We start from the raw sequence: 16,447 nt of genomic DNA, 5'->3' as shown, positions 1-16,447 counted from the left end.
CGTGCTTGGATTCGGGCGTGGTGGCCCCTTCATCGCGAAGCAGAGCTTCGCTCCCACAACAGCACCGCATCATGCCTAAACCGGTGGGAGCGCAGATTTTCTGCGCGATCCGGCCGCCAGGCCGGCTTGGGACCAAGGCAATATAGGTTCACTTCCCTGCGCCCTCAAGAAGCAAGTCTTTCCCAAAAGTAGCTTATAGGCTACAGTGGCTCTCATGATAGAGCTCACTCACTACCTGACAGCCGACGGCTATGACCCATTCCAGGCTTGGTTAGACTCAATCAAACACCGAGACCGTCAAGCAGCGATGCGAGTATTGACTCGCCTCAACCGCCTGGCAGCAGGTAATGCTGGCGATTCCAAGGCTGTGGGAGATGGTGTGCTAGAGCTGCGAATCGATTATGGACCTGGCTACCGTCTGTATTACGCACAAGTAGGTAAACGCCTGGTTATGCTGCTGATCGGTGGAACGAAGAAACGTCAACAAAGCGACATTGCGCAAGCCAAATCGTTTCTGGCAGACCATCGGAGGAGAACCAAGACATGAGACAACACGACGACGCAGTCATCGAGATGTTGCGCAGTGACCCTTCCATGGCCACAGATTACCTCCGAACCGCCTTCGATGAACTGGATGAAGAAGGAGGAGAAGCGGCCTTTCTGATGGCTCTGCGTCACGTAGTCGAGGCGCAAGGCGGCATGGCAGCAGTAGCCGAACGCGCCAAGCTTTCACGAGAAAGCCTTTATCGCGCTTTATCACCCAAGGGCAACCCAACCCTGAAAACCATGACCGCTGTCATCAAGGCAACTGGCATCCATTTTCATGACTTAACTCACGCATCCTGACCAGGATTGGCCCTGCTTGGTGGGAACTCCATAAGGCCATCGCGCCCCGGGTCCATATAAGCCGCCGTGGCAGCTTAGGTGACACAACAATCGCGCAATGAATTGCGCTCCCACCACTCCAGCCCTTGTCACAACTCCCGTGGGAGCGCAGATTTTCTGCGCGATCCGGCCGCCAGGCCGGCACTCTCGAGCCCCTGCCAGATGCATCGCGCAATGAATTGCGCTCCCACCACCCCATAAGGCTATGCATCCCCGTAGGAGCGCAGCTTGCTGCGCGATCCGGCCGCCAGGCCGGCACTCTCGAGCCCCTGCCAGATGCATCGCGCAATGAATTGCGCTCCCACCACTCCAGCCATTGCCACAACCCCCGTGGGAGCGCAGCTTGCTGCGCGACCCGGCCGCCAGGCCGGCTTGGCCCGCCAACAGCCAAACAGAGTCGGATTTCGCCCAACAGCCCAAATCCAGTACACTGCCATGCTTGGCAATCGGGAACTATTGGTTTCCCTTCCCACATGCTTCTTCACAAGGATCAACCAAGGTCCCCTATGAGCAGCAAGCGTTTCGCCTTCGTGATATCGGATCTTTATGGCGGCGGTGCAGAGAAATCGCTTCTATACACAGCCGATGGGCTTCGCCAGCACGGCAATGACGTCAAGGTCTTCATCCTGCGCGACCGTATCGAGCAACACATCCCCGAGGGGCTGGAAGTCGTCAACCTGGCGGTGATCACCAAAACCACCAAGGCACTGAACAGCGTGATGGTAGAGAAGTGGCAAGCCAGCCGCATTGCCAAAGCGCTCGAACGGTTTCAGCCGGATGTCGTGCTCTCCTGCTCGTGTGACAAGATCACCCGGCACCTGAAGCATCCCAATCTCTACTTCTGGATCAAGAGCGACATTTCAGCACGCTTTCGCAATTCGCCGAAGAGAGACAAGGTCTTTGCCAGGCAACGCCGGCAATACAACCACCGCAAGGTGGTCGCCGTATCACGTGGTGTGGAAAGGAGCCTGCTGGATGTCGTTGGCCTGAAACCCGCCGAGATTCGCGCCATCTACAACCCTTACGAGCGCGCCCCCTTCGCGGAGCTGGCCAAACAAGACGTCGACGACATCCCACAAGGCGAATACTTCATCCATGTCGGCGCCTTCACCTCGGTCAAGCGCCATGACCGCCTGTTGCGCGCCTACAAGGCCAGCGGCGTCACCACACCGCTCCTCCTGTTGGGTAAGGGCGCCCAGGAAGCCCGGATCCGCTCGATGATCGACGAACTCGGCCTGCAAGACCAAGTGACCCTGCTTGGCTACCGCACCAACCCCTATCCTTACATTCAAGGCGCCAAGGCGCTGATTCTGACCTCGGATGCCGAAGGCCTGCCTCGTGTGTTGATCGAGGCGCTGATGCTGCATACCCCGGTGGTCAGCGTCGATTGCCCCAGTGGGCCAAGAGAAATCCTCACCCAAGAGCTTGCCGATTTCCTGGCCGAGCCCGAAAACGAAAAGAGCCTGGCCGATGCGATAAAACGCATGGACCAGGCTCCCGTCGAGATTGAGGCCAGGCATTATGAGCAATTCCTGGCGGAAAACGTCATTCCACAGTTCGAAGCGCTGTAGCAAGGAAGCACTAAGTGAAGCTACTGGATATCCCTTTCAACGACGCGCGCCGCCGCTATCTGGTGTTTCATCCCTGGCACCTGCCCGACCGACTGTGCCTGGCCAGCACCACCACCACTGAGGAATTCGAGCGGCACGCCAGCAGCCGCTTCTATGTGTCGGACGACCAAACGGTACTAGCCAAGGTAGTGCCCGATAAATTCAGCAAGCGCCAGCATCCGCTGCAGTGGTTCACCCGCGACTATCTGGAAAAGCGTTGGCTGCTGCAAACCGACGCCCGCAAGGAGTTTCTTAGCCTGCGCATCTTGCGCAATGCCGGCTTGCGGACGCCGACATGCCACGGTTGGGGCCTGTCCCTGAACCCCGGCAACCGCAATGCTTCGCTGCTATTGATGGAATATCTGCCCAAGGCACAGCCAGGGGGCGAATATTTCGAAGCACTGGACGAAGCCGGCAAGCATCGTTTCCTGGAACGGTTCGCGGGTGAGGTCATCCAACTGGCACAAGCGGGTTTCGTGCATCGCGACCTGCACTACAACAACCTGCTGGTCACCAGCAGCGATGAGATCGTATGGATCGACGCGCATGTCCGCCCGCTGCCACGGAAAAAATCAGACCAGTTGCCGGCAATTGTAAAAACACTCACTGCCAACAAGCTTCGCGGAGAAACCTACCGACAAAGCACTGAAATGCTGATAGCAAAAAAATGGAATTGATCAGAGATTGTTGAAGATCACATAGACAAGAAATTTAAAAAATCATTTACTTGCTAGTGGATCGACAACATTAAAATACTCGACCTCCTTTTCATATATACTCTTGACTATAGAGACAGACTCTGCATCATACCAATGAGACAGATCTTTTTTTCTCCCATTACGCCCCACCTTTTCTTCACGAAGCGGGCCATCAAAAGGGATATCTAGTTTTTTGCAAATGCCTGCAAAATCGTTGTTCAAATTTTCGTAATGCCCAATAAAGTCTGCTACAGGGCGATCATCAATTGCATAGAGACTCCAGTTTGTTATCAAACCGCTAGGCACTATACCCCGATCCTCGACCTTACCACTCAAAGCCTCTAGGAAATACCTGAACGATACATCTCTTCCGGAATTCTTCATCTGGTGGGAATATTCTGACAGAGCCTGATCATAGGAATTTCGTACAAAGCAGAACTTGAAATAGTTATCCCACTCATACGGGAATGCTTGCTTAACTCTCTCGGCAGGAGGATGTACAGGATTTCGGAACAACATCTTCTTGTATCTCGCCTTCACTTTAGTGTTGACAAGATTTTGATACTTTTGTGATTTTCCATTTCTCAAGTGTTCAATCGAGGCCTTTCGTAATATATTCCATCCACGGGGATGCAAAAGTGCACGCTTGGCAGCAGAATTCAACCCGTAACCATGCCGAAGCACTTCATCAAGACTGCCGATCACTATGTCATTATCACCAAGATAAGGCCATAGGGATGTCTTTATAGAACTTCCCGCCACTTTACGGCAGTGAATAAATATAAATCGGTATTTATGACTAATAATCATGAATAGTAACTCTCATGGTGCTATGACGAAGAACGGCCACATCAATCATCGGGCTATGTGGCACCCAGATGTCTACTCTTCTTCCTCTCTGGAAAGGCTCGTTGGCAACCGTGGAACCGGCCAATCAAAGTCTTCAGGGGTAGTCGCAGGATCCCGCGCACCAGGCTCGCCTTCAGGGCTGCAATGCACCAGAGCCATCTTGATACGTTCCAGTGCCGCCTCTCCACTCTCCCCCTCGGAAACCCGCTGCCACCACTGCCGGTGCACCGCCTTCACGCGCACCGGCACAGAAGGGAGGCCGATACGCTGGGCCATGGCCAGACGATGCAGGCCACGATTGATCTTGAGCATGCGCCCCTCACGGGTGATGGCCACCCCAAGATCGTCCTTGCCTTGTGTGGTATCGAAACCGCGTTCCGTCATGTCGTCGAGAAAGCTCAAGTAAACCCGTAGATAGGCCAGTATCCGCTCTTCAGAGTCAAGCAATACTCCCTGATGATGCGATGACCATGGACGACCAACCTCAAGCCACTGGTAGAGACTACGAAAGCGCTCTGTGCGTCTCAGATCGTCGCGATGGTCGTCGATGTCACTGATAAAGCGGTAGCGCGAACCATATCGCAGGTCGCCTCGCCACTGATCCCAGTCACCATCCCAGATGAAGGCTGACGACGACGGTCGCTGCCGATAAGGAAAACCTCGCCAGTCGGTACTACGGATAAGTTTGCGCGGATCGACATGTACGATCAGGGCATCACCCAAGCGTCGCTCAACCACGCGTCGCGGTAGTCCCTGACGCTCGACGGCCCTACCTCCGGGCAGGCCCTGCTCCCAGAGTGTCATCAGGGCCTCTTCCAATGGAAGCCCGACCTTTGCCTGGAAAGCTTCGCGTACCACTACCTGCAATCGAGCACGGCGGATTGGCCAGCGCATACGCGAATCGTAAAGAGACGCGAAGGGAGAAGCGCCAGCCGAGCCGATGGGTACAGGCAACGGTATCTTCTGTTTCTTCATATCCTTCATTCAACCTGATCCTTGATCCCCTGCCGGCTCGCAATATGGCCAAGACGGTTCAATCCTGAATTCAAGTAATAAGTGCAGCACTTGCGGTGTTCAGGGCTCCTTAGCCCGGGATATTCATGAGGGAGCGCTGAAAACGAAGATAACGGATGGTAATCTCTAAGGAAATCAGTCAGTTCCGGCAATAACACGATTCCCAGAGGCCATCCGCTATGGGTGAAAGCGTATCCCCCTGGACTCCCTCCTGCAATGGGTCTGTCAGCGTCCAACTGAGCGGCCATGCCACGACCAGCGATACCGGCGCTTTGCTGCTCCGTGAAGCCCTCGATGTCAACACCGATTAAGACTGTCCGCTTTGAGGTGCGGCTGTGTGAGCAGGTCTTGAAAGTGGCCGCCACGCTCACCGTGCATGCCCGACGGGTGACGGTGCACCTGGGTGCCGCCGCCGACAACTGGTGGCCAACGCTGCTGCGCGGGCTACCCAGATTGGGTTCCTTGTCGTAGCGGCCAACCCAGTTCTCTCTCACTCTGGATCGGCCAGAGGCCTAGGGTAGCCCGTGAGCCGGAGACAACAAAACCGAACCTTTGGCCATAAAGAACCGGCACCGTAAGAACAAAACGTCGTCATCACCGTCAGTGCCCTGTCACAATGAGCCGAGTCGCCGGCCGGCAAGGATGGAGTCGCCCGCGAAGCGGTCCTCTGAGGGCCATAGTGAATTAGGGGGGGTCAATCAACCGGTTTCATCAAGGGGATGGTGGGACGCGGCAAGCGTGCTTCTGCGGACATCCGCAATGCGTGCTCACGCCAGAACGGCCAGGTATTGTGTACGGCATTATATCGCATGAATTCACTGATTGCCGCTTCGGAAAGGCCATCCCGATAACGGTAAGTCGCCGCAAAACAAGCCGTCAACTCCGCCAGCACATGTACCGAACTTTCGCTGCCCGATTCAGGAAGAAGCACAAACCTGACCCCATAGTCGATACGAGCCCTCAGCAAGCTATCAGCATTCTCTTCCTCGGGCTCAACTGGCTCCAGTAAATCGACGGTAACGGCTAGCTTATCCTGCTGCACCATTCCTTCAGGGATATTATCCTGATGAATTTCATCATGGCGGTTCACGGCAGAGCTATAGAGATAGATATCAACAATTTCCACCTTTTCCGCCGCCTCGGCAATCAGTTGCTTATCCATAATGCAACTCTTCTACAGCCAACGTCTTGATTCGGTAGCGTGGAAAATCACGGTTTGCCACTACTGCATCATATGAATGCGTCTCCCAAGTATCGGCATTGGCTCGTTCACCTTCCACCTGTTGCCCGATAACACGCATCCGAAAAGCAGGAGAGCGGTGACTCAACGCTTTCAAATCATCGACCAGTTCCGGGTGCCGATAGCACAAACGGAGCAACCTATCCATCGAGGCGCTTTGGGTAACTTCACCCCTTTCATATTTGGAAAAGGCATTTCTCCCCCCGCCAAATAGTAGAGCCGCCATTTCCTGATTGAGCTTTAGCCCACTGCGCAGACGAACAATTTCACTACCGGTCAATAGGCCATCGTGAGTACGCTTTGCGTCGCGGGCAGCAGCATCATTACGTCGAATCTGCTCCGTGGCGACAAACTCCCTCCCACATTCGGCACAAACCGAATAGTCCATCGGCACTTGAAGCACGGTCTCTTTATATCTCACCGGCTCAACTTCGGTATATTGCCGTATATCTTGGGAACCGCACAGTTTGCAATGTCCCATGATGCCACCTCTTTTCAATACTGCGTCAGATGGAAAGATCCAAGATCCACGACCAGGTAGTTATCGATCAAGCAAAATTTCACGTATAACCGATCCGTCTCTCCATCATGACTATCCGGCCGCGGATAGCGACAAATGTACTCATCATCGTCGGGAGCGGCTTGCCGAAAATGGCTCTTGCTAAACTCCGCCTCACTCAGCTTCGACAGACAATCAGCGACATCCTCAAGTTCGTACCCCAAGTTCGCCACATCGCGCATGACCTTACGTCCCCGATATTCAATTCGTAGCTGCCTTGCCGCCGCATGTACATCGTTCAGGTCATAGATCGGCACCACCACCTCTCCTAACCATCATGGTTAGCTCCTTGAGTGTAACGCGCAACCCGGCTATGCGCCAGCGGCATCCTACTACAGGGCGTAGCCACTCTATCGGTAGGAGGCCGGCTGCGCTTCCCGAGCCCTCATACGGTAGCTACTCATTCTCCGCACAGATCCCATTGCGCGCCACCACCTCGTCTGCTTCGCGCTTCTTCTCGAGCATGACATGCACAACCGGACTGGGCTCACCGATCTTACCCAGTAATCGTGGACACCGGGTTACTGGGTAAGATCAGAATCCCGACCTTTGCCTGGAAAGTTTCGCGTACCACTACCTGCAATCGAGCACGGCGGATTGGCCAGCGCATACGCGAATCGTAAAGAGGCGCGAAGGCAGAAGCGCCAGGCGAGCCCATGGGTACAGGCAACGGTATCTTCTGTTTCTTCATATCTTTCATTCAGCCTGATCCTTGATCCCCTGCCAGCTCGCAATATGGCCAAGACGGTTCAGCCTCAATAGGCTCATGCGGGCTCCAAAGGCACTCGCAGCCAACAAGAAAGCAAACACTTCATCGGGATTATGGTATAGCGCCAACAAGGCCAACAACCCAATCACGCCTGGCTTGGCGGACGACTGCCGGCTTCCTCGAGAAAACGCTCAACGACCTTCTGTGGGAGAAAATCCGCTAGCCAGGCATCATCGATGGGCGGCTTTCCACGCTGCAGGCCAGCCCGAATACCCTCCGCCAGCGACTCGGCATCATGAGGCACAAGGGCACTTTCCAACGGCCCCTTGAGAATCTCGCGTATACCGCCAGGACAGTCAACGGACAACACCGGAGTTCCGCAGGCCAGTGCCTCGAACAGTACGATGCCCATGCCCTCGAAACGCGAACTGAGCACAAACAGTCGTGCCTGGCGCATCCAAGGGTAGGGGTTGGCCTGCTGGCCAGCGAAGATTACCTTGTCACGGATGCCCAGTTCCTCCGCCAGCGCCTCGAGCCGCTTGCGCTCCTGGCCGTCACCGACCAGCACCAGGAGTTCTTCAGGTGCGGCAATGGCGTAGGCACGCAGTAACAGCGCTTGATCCTTGGCGGGCACCAAGCGTGCCACATTGACGATATAGGGTGCATCGGGTATTTCGGGATTGGTTTCCTGCATCAGGCGACGTATCGACTCCAGCGGACAAGGGTTGACGATCACGGAAAGCGAGGCAGGCGTAAAGCCAAGCGCACGCTGCGCTTCCTCGAGGTTTTCCGCCACACCCCGCGACACCGCAACCAAATGCTTGCCCTGGTACAGACAACGGGCAAAAAGCTTACCCTTCCAGTCTTGCCGCCCCCGGTACACGATATTTTCCAGCACATGACGGGCACGCTCATCACGGAAGCCCCACACCTGCTCGAACGTGCCGACCCCGCGGAAGATGATACGGTCAACCCGACCATGACGACGTTCGAACCACCATAGCCAAGCCTTGAACAGGTACCCACACAGGTATCCCGTCCACACGAAATACGAACGCCGTATCAACGGGTTGAGAATCCAACGTGCCAGCGCCTCGATCACGGCGCCCACCAGGGTCAGGCGCTGCACCCAATGCAAGGGGAAAGTATGCAACCGAACCTCGGAGTGTTCCGGCGTCAATGGCGTCCCGGCCTGGCGAAATGTCAGCAGATGGCTTTCATGGCCGGCTTCTGCAAAGGCGTCCGCAAGGTTAACGGCGACACGCTCCATTCCCCCCATCTTCAAGCTTCTGACCACCACCAGAGTACGCAATCGAACCTTCCCGTCGCCAATCAAGAACCGGAGCGCGTCACGCCCTTTTTCTCCATCGATTTCCACTGCCAGTAATGCGTTACCAGCCCGCCCAGGATCAAGTTATGGACATAAACACCTGTCGAGAAGGAGGAATATGCCTCGAACTGATTCACGATCAGCCAATAGACAAAAAAGCCGGTCGCAAACAATGCCAGATCACCCGGCAATACACCGCCATGCCAGGAAAGCCATACACCACGCGCAACCCAGAACGCCAGCGCGCCCATCACGGCTAGGCCCAGCAGACCATACGCCACCCAAATTTCCAGAAAGATGTTGTGCAAATGCCCAAATCGCTCTTTCACATCATCCGGCAACCAGTCGGTATGATCGATCACCAGACCTCGACCCTTTTCGCCCCAGCCCACCAGGGGCCGCTCCGCGATCCACTCGGCCGCCGCCCGCCAGGTATGCAGCCGCAAGCCAAGACCGGTGCTGTACGGCATCTCATCGAACTCGCCTTGGAGGATATGGGCGATCGTTTGGCTTTCCGCAGCTATCCGCTTACTGGTGGCATCATAGAACCAGGTGCCCATACCCAAGGCGACCACCACTGCCAAGGCGGATACTACCAGCGACACTGGCTTGAACAGCGACGACAGCCCATGAGAAGCCACGTGCCATAGCCACCATGCAGCCCCCATCACCACTAGGGCAGCGCCAAACGCCGCACCTACCGCCCGTGTCTGGGTGACCACTACCCCCGCCAGGCACACCGTGAGAGCCAACAGCCACAAGGCAAACCGCCAGATCACCAATCGCCCTGGATAGCAGCAGCGTTTACCTAGTGCCACCAGCCCCAGCGAGCCCACACCGAAGAACATGGCCGTATGCTGGGCATTTCGAATGTCGAAGTCGACGCGCCGGCCTTGCAAGCCTCTGATCCACTCATCAAGGCCGCCCCCCTGCACGAAGGTCGCGGCCAGGAGTCCGAACAGCCCAAGCCCCCACAGCCACAACGTGTTTCGGGTACTGCCCCCCAGCCACCAGGCAACACCGATGAAAATGAACAATTTACCCAGTCGATCCAACTGGGGATTACTGGTGACCCATTCTGGATGGTGGTAATACCCCAACGTCCAAGAGAGTATCTGTACCACCACCGCCGCCAACAGCAACCACAAGGCAGCGGATCCTCTCACTCCCTTGCCATAAGCCAGCACCATCACCAGCCCCAGTAACGCCGCCACCAGTTCACCATGCTCGGCCAGTTCGGGCCAGAGAATGTGGAAGGTGGCGTAGAGCCACACCGCCCCCACACCCACGAACCACACGCCAACCGGGCAACGCCATTGCGTGGGGGAGTCCCAAAATACGTTCAGATTCATCACCGTCATGCCATACGCCAGCGAAAGCGGCCCATACTCTACCCGAAAGCCCGTGCAGTGTAACGATCAGCAACACTCACAAACGCCATGGGCGCCGCTTACAACGACACGGGCACCGCTTACAAACGCCACGGGCGCCGCTCATAAACGCCACGGGCGCCACTAGGGCGCCCGTGTGCTATCGGCCATGTTACCAGAATCTTCAGTGCAAGGGCTTGTCAGCCTTGGCAGCCACGCGTGGCTCCAAAGGTTTGGTCCCAGCCCCCATCGGGAGCAGCAGATCCACCACCGGCGAGCTGTGCTGGAAGCCATGCACGGCTTGCTTCAAGATCTCGCAAACCTTGTGGCAGTCGAGTTGCCGTTCGGCCTCTTCCAGCTCACCCAACAAGCGGCTCAGGGTACTCGAACTCAATACCTCTTCCTCGGCGCGCATGATCTTGGGGTGCGATGTGCCCACCACATTGTCGCCGATCAACAGTTCCTCGTAGAGCTTTTCCCCCGGGCGCAGGCCGGTGAAGACGATCTCGATATCGCCTTCGGGGTTGTGCTCGTCCTTCACATCCAGGCCGGAAAGCTTGATCATGCGCCACGCCAGATCGACGATCTTCACCGAATCGCCCATGTCGAGCACGAACACATCGCCGCCTTCGGCCATGGAACCGGCCTGAATCACCAGCAACGCCGCCTCGGGAATGGTCATGAAGTAGCGGGTGATATCCGGGTGGGTAACGGTGACCGGCCCGCCCTCTTCGATCTGGCGGCGGAACAGCGGCACCACCGAACCGGAAGAGCCGAGCACATTGCCAAAACGCACCATCGAGAACACGGTCCTGGTCGAACTGCGTGCCAGGTCCTGCAACACCAGCTCCGCCATTCGCTTGCTGGCACCCATCACATTGGTCGGCCGCACCGCCTTGTCGGTCGACACCAGCACGCAGCGCTCCACGCCCAGCTTGGCGGCACTTTCCGCCACTACCCGCGTACCCAGCACGTTATTGCGCACGCCTTCCAACACATTGTTCTCGACAATGGGCACGTGCTTGTAGGCCGCCGCGTGATAGATGGTCTGCACCCCATAATGGGAGATCACCGCCTCGACTCGTTCGCGATGACACACACTACCCAACAGCGGGTAAACGGCGAAGGTCTCCCCCATGTCCGCCTTCAGGGCCTCCAGTTCCTGATCGATGGCATACAGGCTGTATTCGCTCATTTCGAACAGCACCAGCGCCTTGGGGTTGCCACGCATGATTTGCCGGCACAGTTCGCTACCGATCGAGCCCCCTGCGCCGGTCACCATTACCACCTTGCCGCGAATACTGGCTTCCAATAGTTCCTCTCGCGGGGGAACCGGGTCGCGCCCCAGCAGGTCTTCCAGCTCGACCTCGCGCAACTGATCGACGCTGGCTTCCCCGGAGACGATCTCCGGCATCGACGGTACCGTCTGCACGTGCACCGGCGCGTCGGCCAACTGATCCAGCGCATGCTTGCGCTGCTTCTTGGTCGCCGAGGGCATGGCCAGCAGCACCCGGGTGATATTCAACTGCTGGATCACCGGTGTGAACTCGGCCGGGTTAAACACCTTGACGCCCTTGATGGTGCTGCCCCATAGCGCCTTGTCGTCATCCAGGAACGCCGCGATAAAAAATTCCCGGCCGCTGGAAAGCGCCATGGCCAATTGCGCCCCGGCGCCGCCGGCCCCGTAAATGGCCACGGCCTCCTTGTTGGTATAGTGGCGCAGCAGCCATTGATAATAGGTGCGCACCAACAACCGCGTGCCGCCTACGTAAACCAGCGCTACCAGCGCGAAATTGACCGGCACCGAACGCGGAAAGTCCTGAAACCGGTAGAAGAACGCCGCCGCCCACATCAGCAGCGCCAGCAACACCACGCCCTTGACCACCGCCCACAGCGCCTGTGGCCCCATGAAGCGCACCACGGCGCGATACAACCCCAGGCGGGCGAAGACGAACACCCCAACCACAGGAGTGACCAGAAACAGCCACCAGTAGGGATCGATGAAACGCTCCGGCCACCAGTCGGCGAAACGCAGCGCATAGGCCGACCACAAGGCCATCGGCAGCGCGACCAGGTCGGCTGCCACCATGATGATACGCTTCTTGGTGCGGCTGAGCGCCGCCATGCCGCTATGCCACTTTGCAGTTCGATTCATCACGACATCCTGTCAAGGTTGCACTGCCCTGGCCATCACCTGCTCGAGCACCTGGCATGTCTTGTCGATCTCGGCCGGCGTCAAGGTAGGGTGAACCAGGAACATCAAACTGGTTTCCCCCAGCTCCCGTGCCACTGGCAGCGGCTGCTCTGGCCGCCACTCGGTATTATCGAATGCCTTCTCACGATAAACCTCGGAACACGAACCCGAGAAACACGGCACGCCATGGGCCACGATTTCGTGCATGATGCGGTCGCGGTCCCAACCGCTCGCCAGTGACTCGGGTTCGACGAACACATAACACTTATAGCCGGCATGTTCGATATGGTCAGGGATGATGGGTACCCGCAGCCCGGGACACGATGCTGCCGTCTCCCAAATCCGCCCGGCATTGGACTGGCGGGCGGCTTTCCATTCCGGCATGCGAGAAAGCTGAATGCGGCCGATCGCCGATTGCATTTCGGTCAACCGCCAGTTGGTTCCGAAAGATTCGTGCACCCAGCGAAAGCCCGGCGGGTGCTCGCGTTCGTAGACGGCGTCCCAGCTCTTGCCATGATCCTTGTAGGCCCACATGCACTTCCACAGATCACGGTCCTGGGTGGTGACCATGCCCCCTTCGCCGCCGGTGGACATGATCTTGTCCTGGCAGAATGACCAGCACCCCACATGACCAATGGCGCCGACACTCATGCCCTTGTACCTTGCGCCATGTGCCTGGGCGCAATCTTCGATCACCTTCAGGCCATGGTCGTCGGCCAGCGCCATCAGGCCATCCATCTCACAGGGCCAACCGGCCAGGTGCACGGCGATGATCGCCTTGGTGCGCGGCGTGATTTTCGGTGCCACGGTGGTGGCGGAGATATTCTGGGAATCACGATCCACATCGGCGAACACCGGCACCGCCCCGGCGGTGACGATGGCGGATACCGAGGCCAGGAAGGTACGCGAGGTGACGATCACCTCGTCCCCCTCGCCGATACCCAGCCCCTTCAGTGCCAAGTCCAACGCCGTGGTGCCATTGGCCACGGCAATGGCATATTCGGTACCGGCGAAGCGCGTGAACTCACGCTCGAATTCCCGACCTTCCTGGCCGGTCCAGTAATTGACCCGGTTGGAAAGTAACACCCGCGAGACCGCATCGGCCTCTTCCTGGGTAAACGAAGGCCAGGGAGAAAAGGGTCCGTTTAGCATCTCACCACCAATATAAGAAACATCAAGAAAAATAGGCGCAATCCGTAGCCCGTAGCCCGTAGCCCGTAGCCCGTAGCCCGTAGCCCGTAGCCCGTAGCCCGTAGCCCGTAGCCCGTAGCCCGTAGCTATTATCCCACCACCGTCTGCCAGATGTACTTCAGATCATCGGCCATTCGCCAATGACGGATATAGTCGAGATTGATCCTGACCTTGTCAGGCCAGATCACATCACGGTTATAGGCTTCCGGGTCATCCTGCGCCGCCAGGATCTCTTCTTCATTGCGATACTTGAGCGTTGCCGGGCCAGTGATACCGGGGCGAATACTCAACAGCAAGCGCTCATCGCCTTCCAGCGTATCCGCGAAGCCAGGCACATCCGGGCGCGGCCCCACGAAGCTCATATCCCCGAGCAGAACATTCCATAACTGGGGCAGCTCATCGATCTTTGTCTTGCGAAAAAAACGCCCCAGCGGCGTGATGCGCGGGTCACCCGACTGGGTCACAGTGGTCGTCAGCTCGCGACTCGGCCGCATGGTCTTGATCTTGACCACGGTAAACACCTTACCACCCTTCCCCACCCGTGGCTGGGTGAAGAAGCCATTGCCGCGGGTATCCACGCTGGCCGCCAGCCAGGCCAGCAGGATCAACCACCAGCTCAGCAACAAGCCCACAGCGGCAAGAACGAAATCGAAAGCACGTTTCTGCATGGCCTGAGCCCCACTCAGGCCATGCGACTCAACCGCGATAGCCATAACGCTCCAGCGTCTCCCCCACCAGCGCATCCAGCCGAGCCACTTCGTCATCACTCAACGAAGCGCGTCCCTTGCCAATGCTTTTACTCGATACGCCGGCTACGGCGTTTGCTACCTGGTCGTCGCTGGCACGCACGCCGATGAAGTCCAACACTTTCGTCAATTCCTGCTTGGGCTGGCGTACGAAGTCTTCATAACGAATGCGGATCACCTTGTCATCCGGCATCTCGGCAAACGCCGCTTCGGCATTCTCCACACAGCGCTGCCACTGAAGTGCGCACACTTCGTTCAGGGAGTGACGTTCAAGGATGTCATCCATCCCATCCAACGCCGGCCCCCAGAATGCCAAGCGCTTCTCGCGGGAAAACAGCCGATATACCCGGCTCCACAGATAGCGGGTACCGTAATAGGGCAGATCGGCCAGTGGCACGAAGCGTACCTTCTCGAAGAGATAGGGAATGTCCAACTTGGCCGTCCAGCGCAACTTGGCCGAGCCGGTGGTGTCGATGCCGTCGCGACAGATGTAGATATATTTGGCATCGGGAACAGCCCGATCCACAAAGGGGACCCGCAGACTGTTGGCGCAGGTCTTTTCCACTACCGTACTTGCCTGATAGCGCTTGGCCACCCAAACGAACTGTTTTTTCACATAAGCCTGTATAGCAGGCGTCGCCCTCTCGGAGGGGATCTCGTCGGACGGATAGCGGACATTGCCATGGCGCCAGATGTAATTGATCTCATCACAGGGCCAGGTCGCGACACCTTCCAACTCACACAGCACATCTCGCAGCATATTGGTGCCCGAACGGGGGGCACCGATGATTAATACCGGTGAGTATGCATTATGACTCATGAGCGACCACCAGTTCGGTCATACGATTAGCCAGCTGTGAATACTCGTGCTTAGCCATAGAAAAATCTAACGCATTAACACCCATATCATTAAGAGCGTCTTTAGGCATGGATTTTAAGCTTACAACAGCTTCCGCAACCTTCCGCGAATCCCCCGGCGGGACGGTTATACCGCAACCAGCATCACTAATTGGGGTGTAAGCACCAGAGTCTATTGCATATATAATAGGTCGGGAGGAGGCCATATAGTCAAAAAGCTTGTTAGGCGAAACGCCAAGCTTGAATAATGGATCCCCCGTCAACCCGATATAACACACATCAAAGGTTTTTAACATTGACTGGATTTGCGCCTTGGGGATGGGGTCAACGAAGAAAACATTTTTCAACCCCTTTTGTTCGACGAGAGCTTTAAGATTAGTTTTTTCTTTTCCGTCCCCAACCAGCACAAAAGCAACATCTTGTTTCTCTTTTAATATTTCAGCAGCATCAATCAAGATGTCTAGAGCATTGGCCACCCCAATCGCACCAGCATAACCAATAATGAATTTTTCGTTTGGTAATTGCTGTAAGACATGATCGGATAGTGGCTGAGGGTTAGAAACTTCATCTTTGCAAAATCCATTTGGTATCCAAGTATATTTCTTCGGACTCATCCCACGAGATTTCATATGCTCAACGGCATTCTTTAGATTGGATACGACATGATCTGACTCACGATAGGCCTTATCTTCCACCCATTGCAAAAAACGAATAAATGGGTGTTTCACTGAAAATCCACCAAGCTGAACTAAAGTCATGGGCCAGATATCACGAACTTCAAATATCAGAGGAACATTAAGCTTTCTTGCCACCCTTCTGGCACCAAGATACCCAACCAAGGCGGGAGAGGAATACACTATTGCATCAGGTCGCGCTAGCTTCCCCGAAACAAAAAAACCCAAAACAAAAGAAAAAATAAACCAATTAATGACCCTTTTTTTGCTAAATGAATCCGGGTACGTTAAAACTTTGATTTTGACATGGGTAAATCCTTCGACATCCTCCTTGGTAATGAGTCTTTTTTGATTTGATTTATCCCTAAATTTATGACCGAACGATCCGGATATCAAATAAACATCATGGCCTTGCTTTGCCATTTCTCTCGCCAAATAATAATGGCGCCCCCCCATGCCCGTCTGAGGCGTCGAGGCATACTGGTTGATCAGCCAAATCGTTTTCTTATCAGTCTTCATC

General features: G+C 56.2%; 16 protein-coding genes and 1 pseudogene. 5 read left to right on the top strand and 12 right to left on the bottom strand.

Annotated features, from left to right (window positions below; genetic code table 11):
- Nucleotides 1-214: 214 nt before the first annotated feature.
- The 4 genes from IE093_RS21215 to IE093_RS21200 all read left to right on the top strand — a co-directional run bounded on the left by IE093_RS21215 (nt 215) and on the right by IE093_RS21200 (nt 3,172).
- A complete protein-coding gene (locus tag IE093_RS21215) occupies nt 215-547 on the top strand; it encodes a type II toxin-antitoxin system RelE/ParE family toxin (protein WP_189472754.1) in 333 nt (110 codons plus the stop codon).
- Nucleotides 544-846 carry an addiction module antidote protein gene (locus IE093_RS21210; RefSeq protein ID WP_189472752.1) on the top strand — a complete coding sequence of 101 codons (303 nt, stop codon included), beginning with the start codon at nt 544-546 and terminating at the stop codon, nt 844-846. Before IE093_RS21215 ends, IE093_RS21210 begins: the two co-directional genes overlap by 4 nt.
- Before the next feature lie 545 nt (nt 847-1,391).
- Nucleotides 1,392-2,456: a glycosyltransferase gene (locus IE093_RS21205; RefSeq protein ID WP_189472750.1), complete on the top strand. Its 1,065-nt coding sequence runs from the start codon at nt 1,392-1,394 to the stop codon at nt 2,454-2,456.
- Nucleotides 2,457-2,470: 14 nt separating this feature from the next.
- Nucleotides 2,471-3,172 carry a lipopolysaccharide kinase InaA family protein gene (locus IE093_RS21200; RefSeq protein WP_189472747.1) on the top strand — a complete coding sequence of 234 codons (702 nt, stop codon included), beginning with the start codon at nt 2,471-2,473 and terminating at the stop codon, nt 3,170-3,172.
- 42 nt (nt 3,173-3,214) lie between these two features.
- Here the strand turns inward: IE093_RS21200 and IE093_RS21195 are convergent, their stop codons facing one another.
- Nucleotides 3,215-4,003 (bottom strand): sulfotransferase family 2 domain-containing protein, encoded by a 789-nt coding sequence (locus IE093_RS21195; protein WP_189472745.1) that lies wholly within the window; start codon nt 4,001-4,003, stop codon nt 3,215-3,217.
- Between the two features lie 72 nt (nt 4,004-4,075).
- Nucleotides 4,076-5,026: a hypothetical protein gene (locus IE093_RS21190; RefSeq protein ID WP_189472743.1), complete on the bottom strand. Its 951-nt coding sequence runs from the start codon at nt 5,024-5,026 to the stop codon at nt 4,076-4,078.
- Between the two features lie 360 nt (nt 5,027-5,386).
- Here IE093_RS21190 and IE093_RS21185 point away from each other — a divergent pair.
- A pseudogene (locus tag IE093_RS21185) lies at nt 5,387-5,527 on the top strand (IS1380 family transposase); the annotation flags it as partial.
- 223 nt (nt 5,528-5,750) lie between these two features.
- Here the strand turns inward: IE093_RS21185 and IE093_RS21180 are convergent.
- From IE093_RS21180 to IE093_RS21135, 10 genes are all read right to left on the bottom strand, one after another.
- Nucleotides 5,751-6,218, bottom strand: coding sequence for a hypothetical protein (locus tag IE093_RS21180; RefSeq protein WP_189472741.1), 468 nt, complete (start codon nt 6,216-6,218; stop codon nt 5,751-5,753).
- Nucleotides 6,211-6,777: a type II toxin-antitoxin system MqsA family antitoxin gene (locus IE093_RS21175; protein WP_189472739.1), complete on the bottom strand. Its 567-nt coding sequence runs from the start codon at nt 6,775-6,777 to the stop codon at nt 6,211-6,213. Before IE093_RS21175 ends, IE093_RS21180 begins: the two co-directional genes overlap by 8 nt.
- A 14-nt stretch (nt 6,778-6,791) precedes the next feature.
- A complete protein-coding gene (locus tag IE093_RS21170; RefSeq protein WP_189472737.1) occupies nt 6,792-7,112 on the bottom strand; it encodes a type II toxin-antitoxin system MqsR family toxin in 321 nt (106 codons plus the stop codon).
- Between the two features lie 597 nt (nt 7,113-7,709).
- Complete coding sequence (locus IE093_RS21165; protein WP_229803856.1) at nt 7,710-8,876, bottom strand: glycosyltransferase; 1,167 nt, start codon at nt 8,874-8,876, stop codon at nt 7,710-7,712.
- A 20-nt stretch (nt 8,877-8,896) separates the two neighbouring features.
- Nucleotides 8,897-10,255, bottom strand: coding sequence for an O-antigen ligase family protein (locus tag IE093_RS21160; protein ID WP_229803854.1), 1,359 nt, complete (start codon nt 10,253-10,255; stop codon nt 8,897-8,899).
- Nucleotides 10,256-10,448: 193 nt separating this feature from the next.
- Nucleotides 10,449-12,419, bottom strand: a complete 1,971-nt coding sequence (locus IE093_RS21155) for a polysaccharide biosynthesis protein (protein ID WP_189472734.1) — start codon at nt 12,417-12,419, stop codon at nt 10,449-10,451.
- A gap of 12 nt (nt 12,420-12,431) precedes the next feature.
- The gene (locus tag IE093_RS21150) at nt 12,432-13,610 is read right to left on the bottom strand and encodes a DegT/DnrJ/EryC1/StrS family aminotransferase (protein WP_189472732.1); all 1,179 of its coding nucleotides are present in this window, start codon (nt 13,608-13,610) and stop codon (nt 12,432-12,434) included.
- 128 nt (nt 13,611-13,738) lie between these two features.
- Entirely contained in the window at nt 13,739-14,362 is a 624-nt protein-coding gene (locus IE093_RS21145) for a sugar transferase (protein ID WP_189472730.1), read from the bottom strand.
- Nucleotides 14,346-15,215 (bottom strand): sulfotransferase family protein, encoded by an 870-nt coding sequence (locus IE093_RS21140; RefSeq protein WP_189472728.1) that lies wholly within the window; start codon nt 15,213-15,215, stop codon nt 14,346-14,348. Before IE093_RS21140 ends, IE093_RS21145 begins: the two co-directional genes overlap by 17 nt.
- Nucleotides 15,205-16,446 carry a glycosyltransferase family 4 protein gene (locus tag IE093_RS21135; RefSeq protein ID WP_189472726.1) on the bottom strand — a complete coding sequence of 414 codons (1,242 nt, stop codon included), beginning with the start codon at nt 16,444-16,446 and terminating at the stop codon, nt 15,205-15,207. Before IE093_RS21135 ends, IE093_RS21140 begins: the two co-directional genes overlap by 11 nt.
- Nucleotide 16,447 lies beyond the last annotated feature (1 nt).

The organism is Litchfieldella qijiaojingensis (assembly GCF_014651875.1).
In the GTDB taxonomy this organism is placed as follows: Bacteria; Pseudomonadota; Gammaproteobacteria; order Pseudomonadales; family Halomonadaceae; genus Litchfieldella; species Litchfieldella qijiaojingensis.
The sequence above is the reverse complement of the archived record's forward strand: the minus strand, read 5'-3'. Positions and strand labels throughout refer to the sequence as shown.

Coding starts and splice junctions, on each gene's coding strand:
- IE093_RS21215 (WP_189472754.1), top strand. CDS start 215: ATGATAGAGCTCACTCACTACCTGACAGCCGACGGCTATGACCCATTC.
- IE093_RS21175 (WP_189472739.1), bottom strand. CDS start 6,777: ATGGGACATTGCAAACTGTGCGGTTCCCAAGATATACGGCAATATACC.
- IE093_RS21145 (WP_189472730.1), bottom strand. CDS start 14,362: ATGGCTATCGCGGTTGAGTCGCATGGCCTGAGTGGGGCTCAGGCCATG.
- IE093_RS21180 (WP_189472741.1), bottom strand. CDS start 6,218: ATGGATAAGCAACTGATTGCCGAGGCGGCGGAAAAGGTGGAAATTGTT.
- IE093_RS21160 (WP_229803854.1), bottom strand. CDS start 10,255: ATGACGGTGATGAATCTGAACGTATTTTGGGACTCCCCCACGCAATGG.
- IE093_RS21140 (WP_189472728.1), bottom strand. CDS start 15,215: ATGAGTCATAATGCATACTCACCGGTATTAATCATCGGTGCCCCCCGT.
- IE093_RS21150 (WP_189472732.1), bottom strand. CDS start 13,610: ATGCTAAACGGACCCTTTTCTCCCTGGCCTTCGTTTACCCAGGAAGAG.
- IE093_RS21195 (WP_189472745.1), bottom strand. CDS start 4,003: ATGATTATTAGTCATAAATACCGATTTATATTTATTCACTGCCGTAAA.
- IE093_RS21190 (WP_189472743.1), bottom strand. CDS start 5,026: ATGAAGGATATGAAGAAACAGAAGATACCGTTGCCTGTACCCATCGGC.
- IE093_RS21210 (WP_189472752.1), top strand. CDS start 544: ATGAGACAACACGACGACGCAGTCATCGAGATGTTGCGCAGTGACCCT.
- IE093_RS21205 (WP_189472750.1), top strand. CDS start 1,392: ATGAGCAGCAAGCGTTTCGCCTTCGTGATATCGGATCTTTATGGCGGC.
- IE093_RS21155 (WP_189472734.1), bottom strand. CDS start 12,419: ATGAATCGAACTGCAAAGTGGCATAGCGGCATGGCGGCGCTCAGCCGC.
- IE093_RS21135 (WP_189472726.1), bottom strand. CDS start 16,446: ATGAAGACTGATAAGAAAACGATTTGGCTGATCAACCAGTATGCCTCG.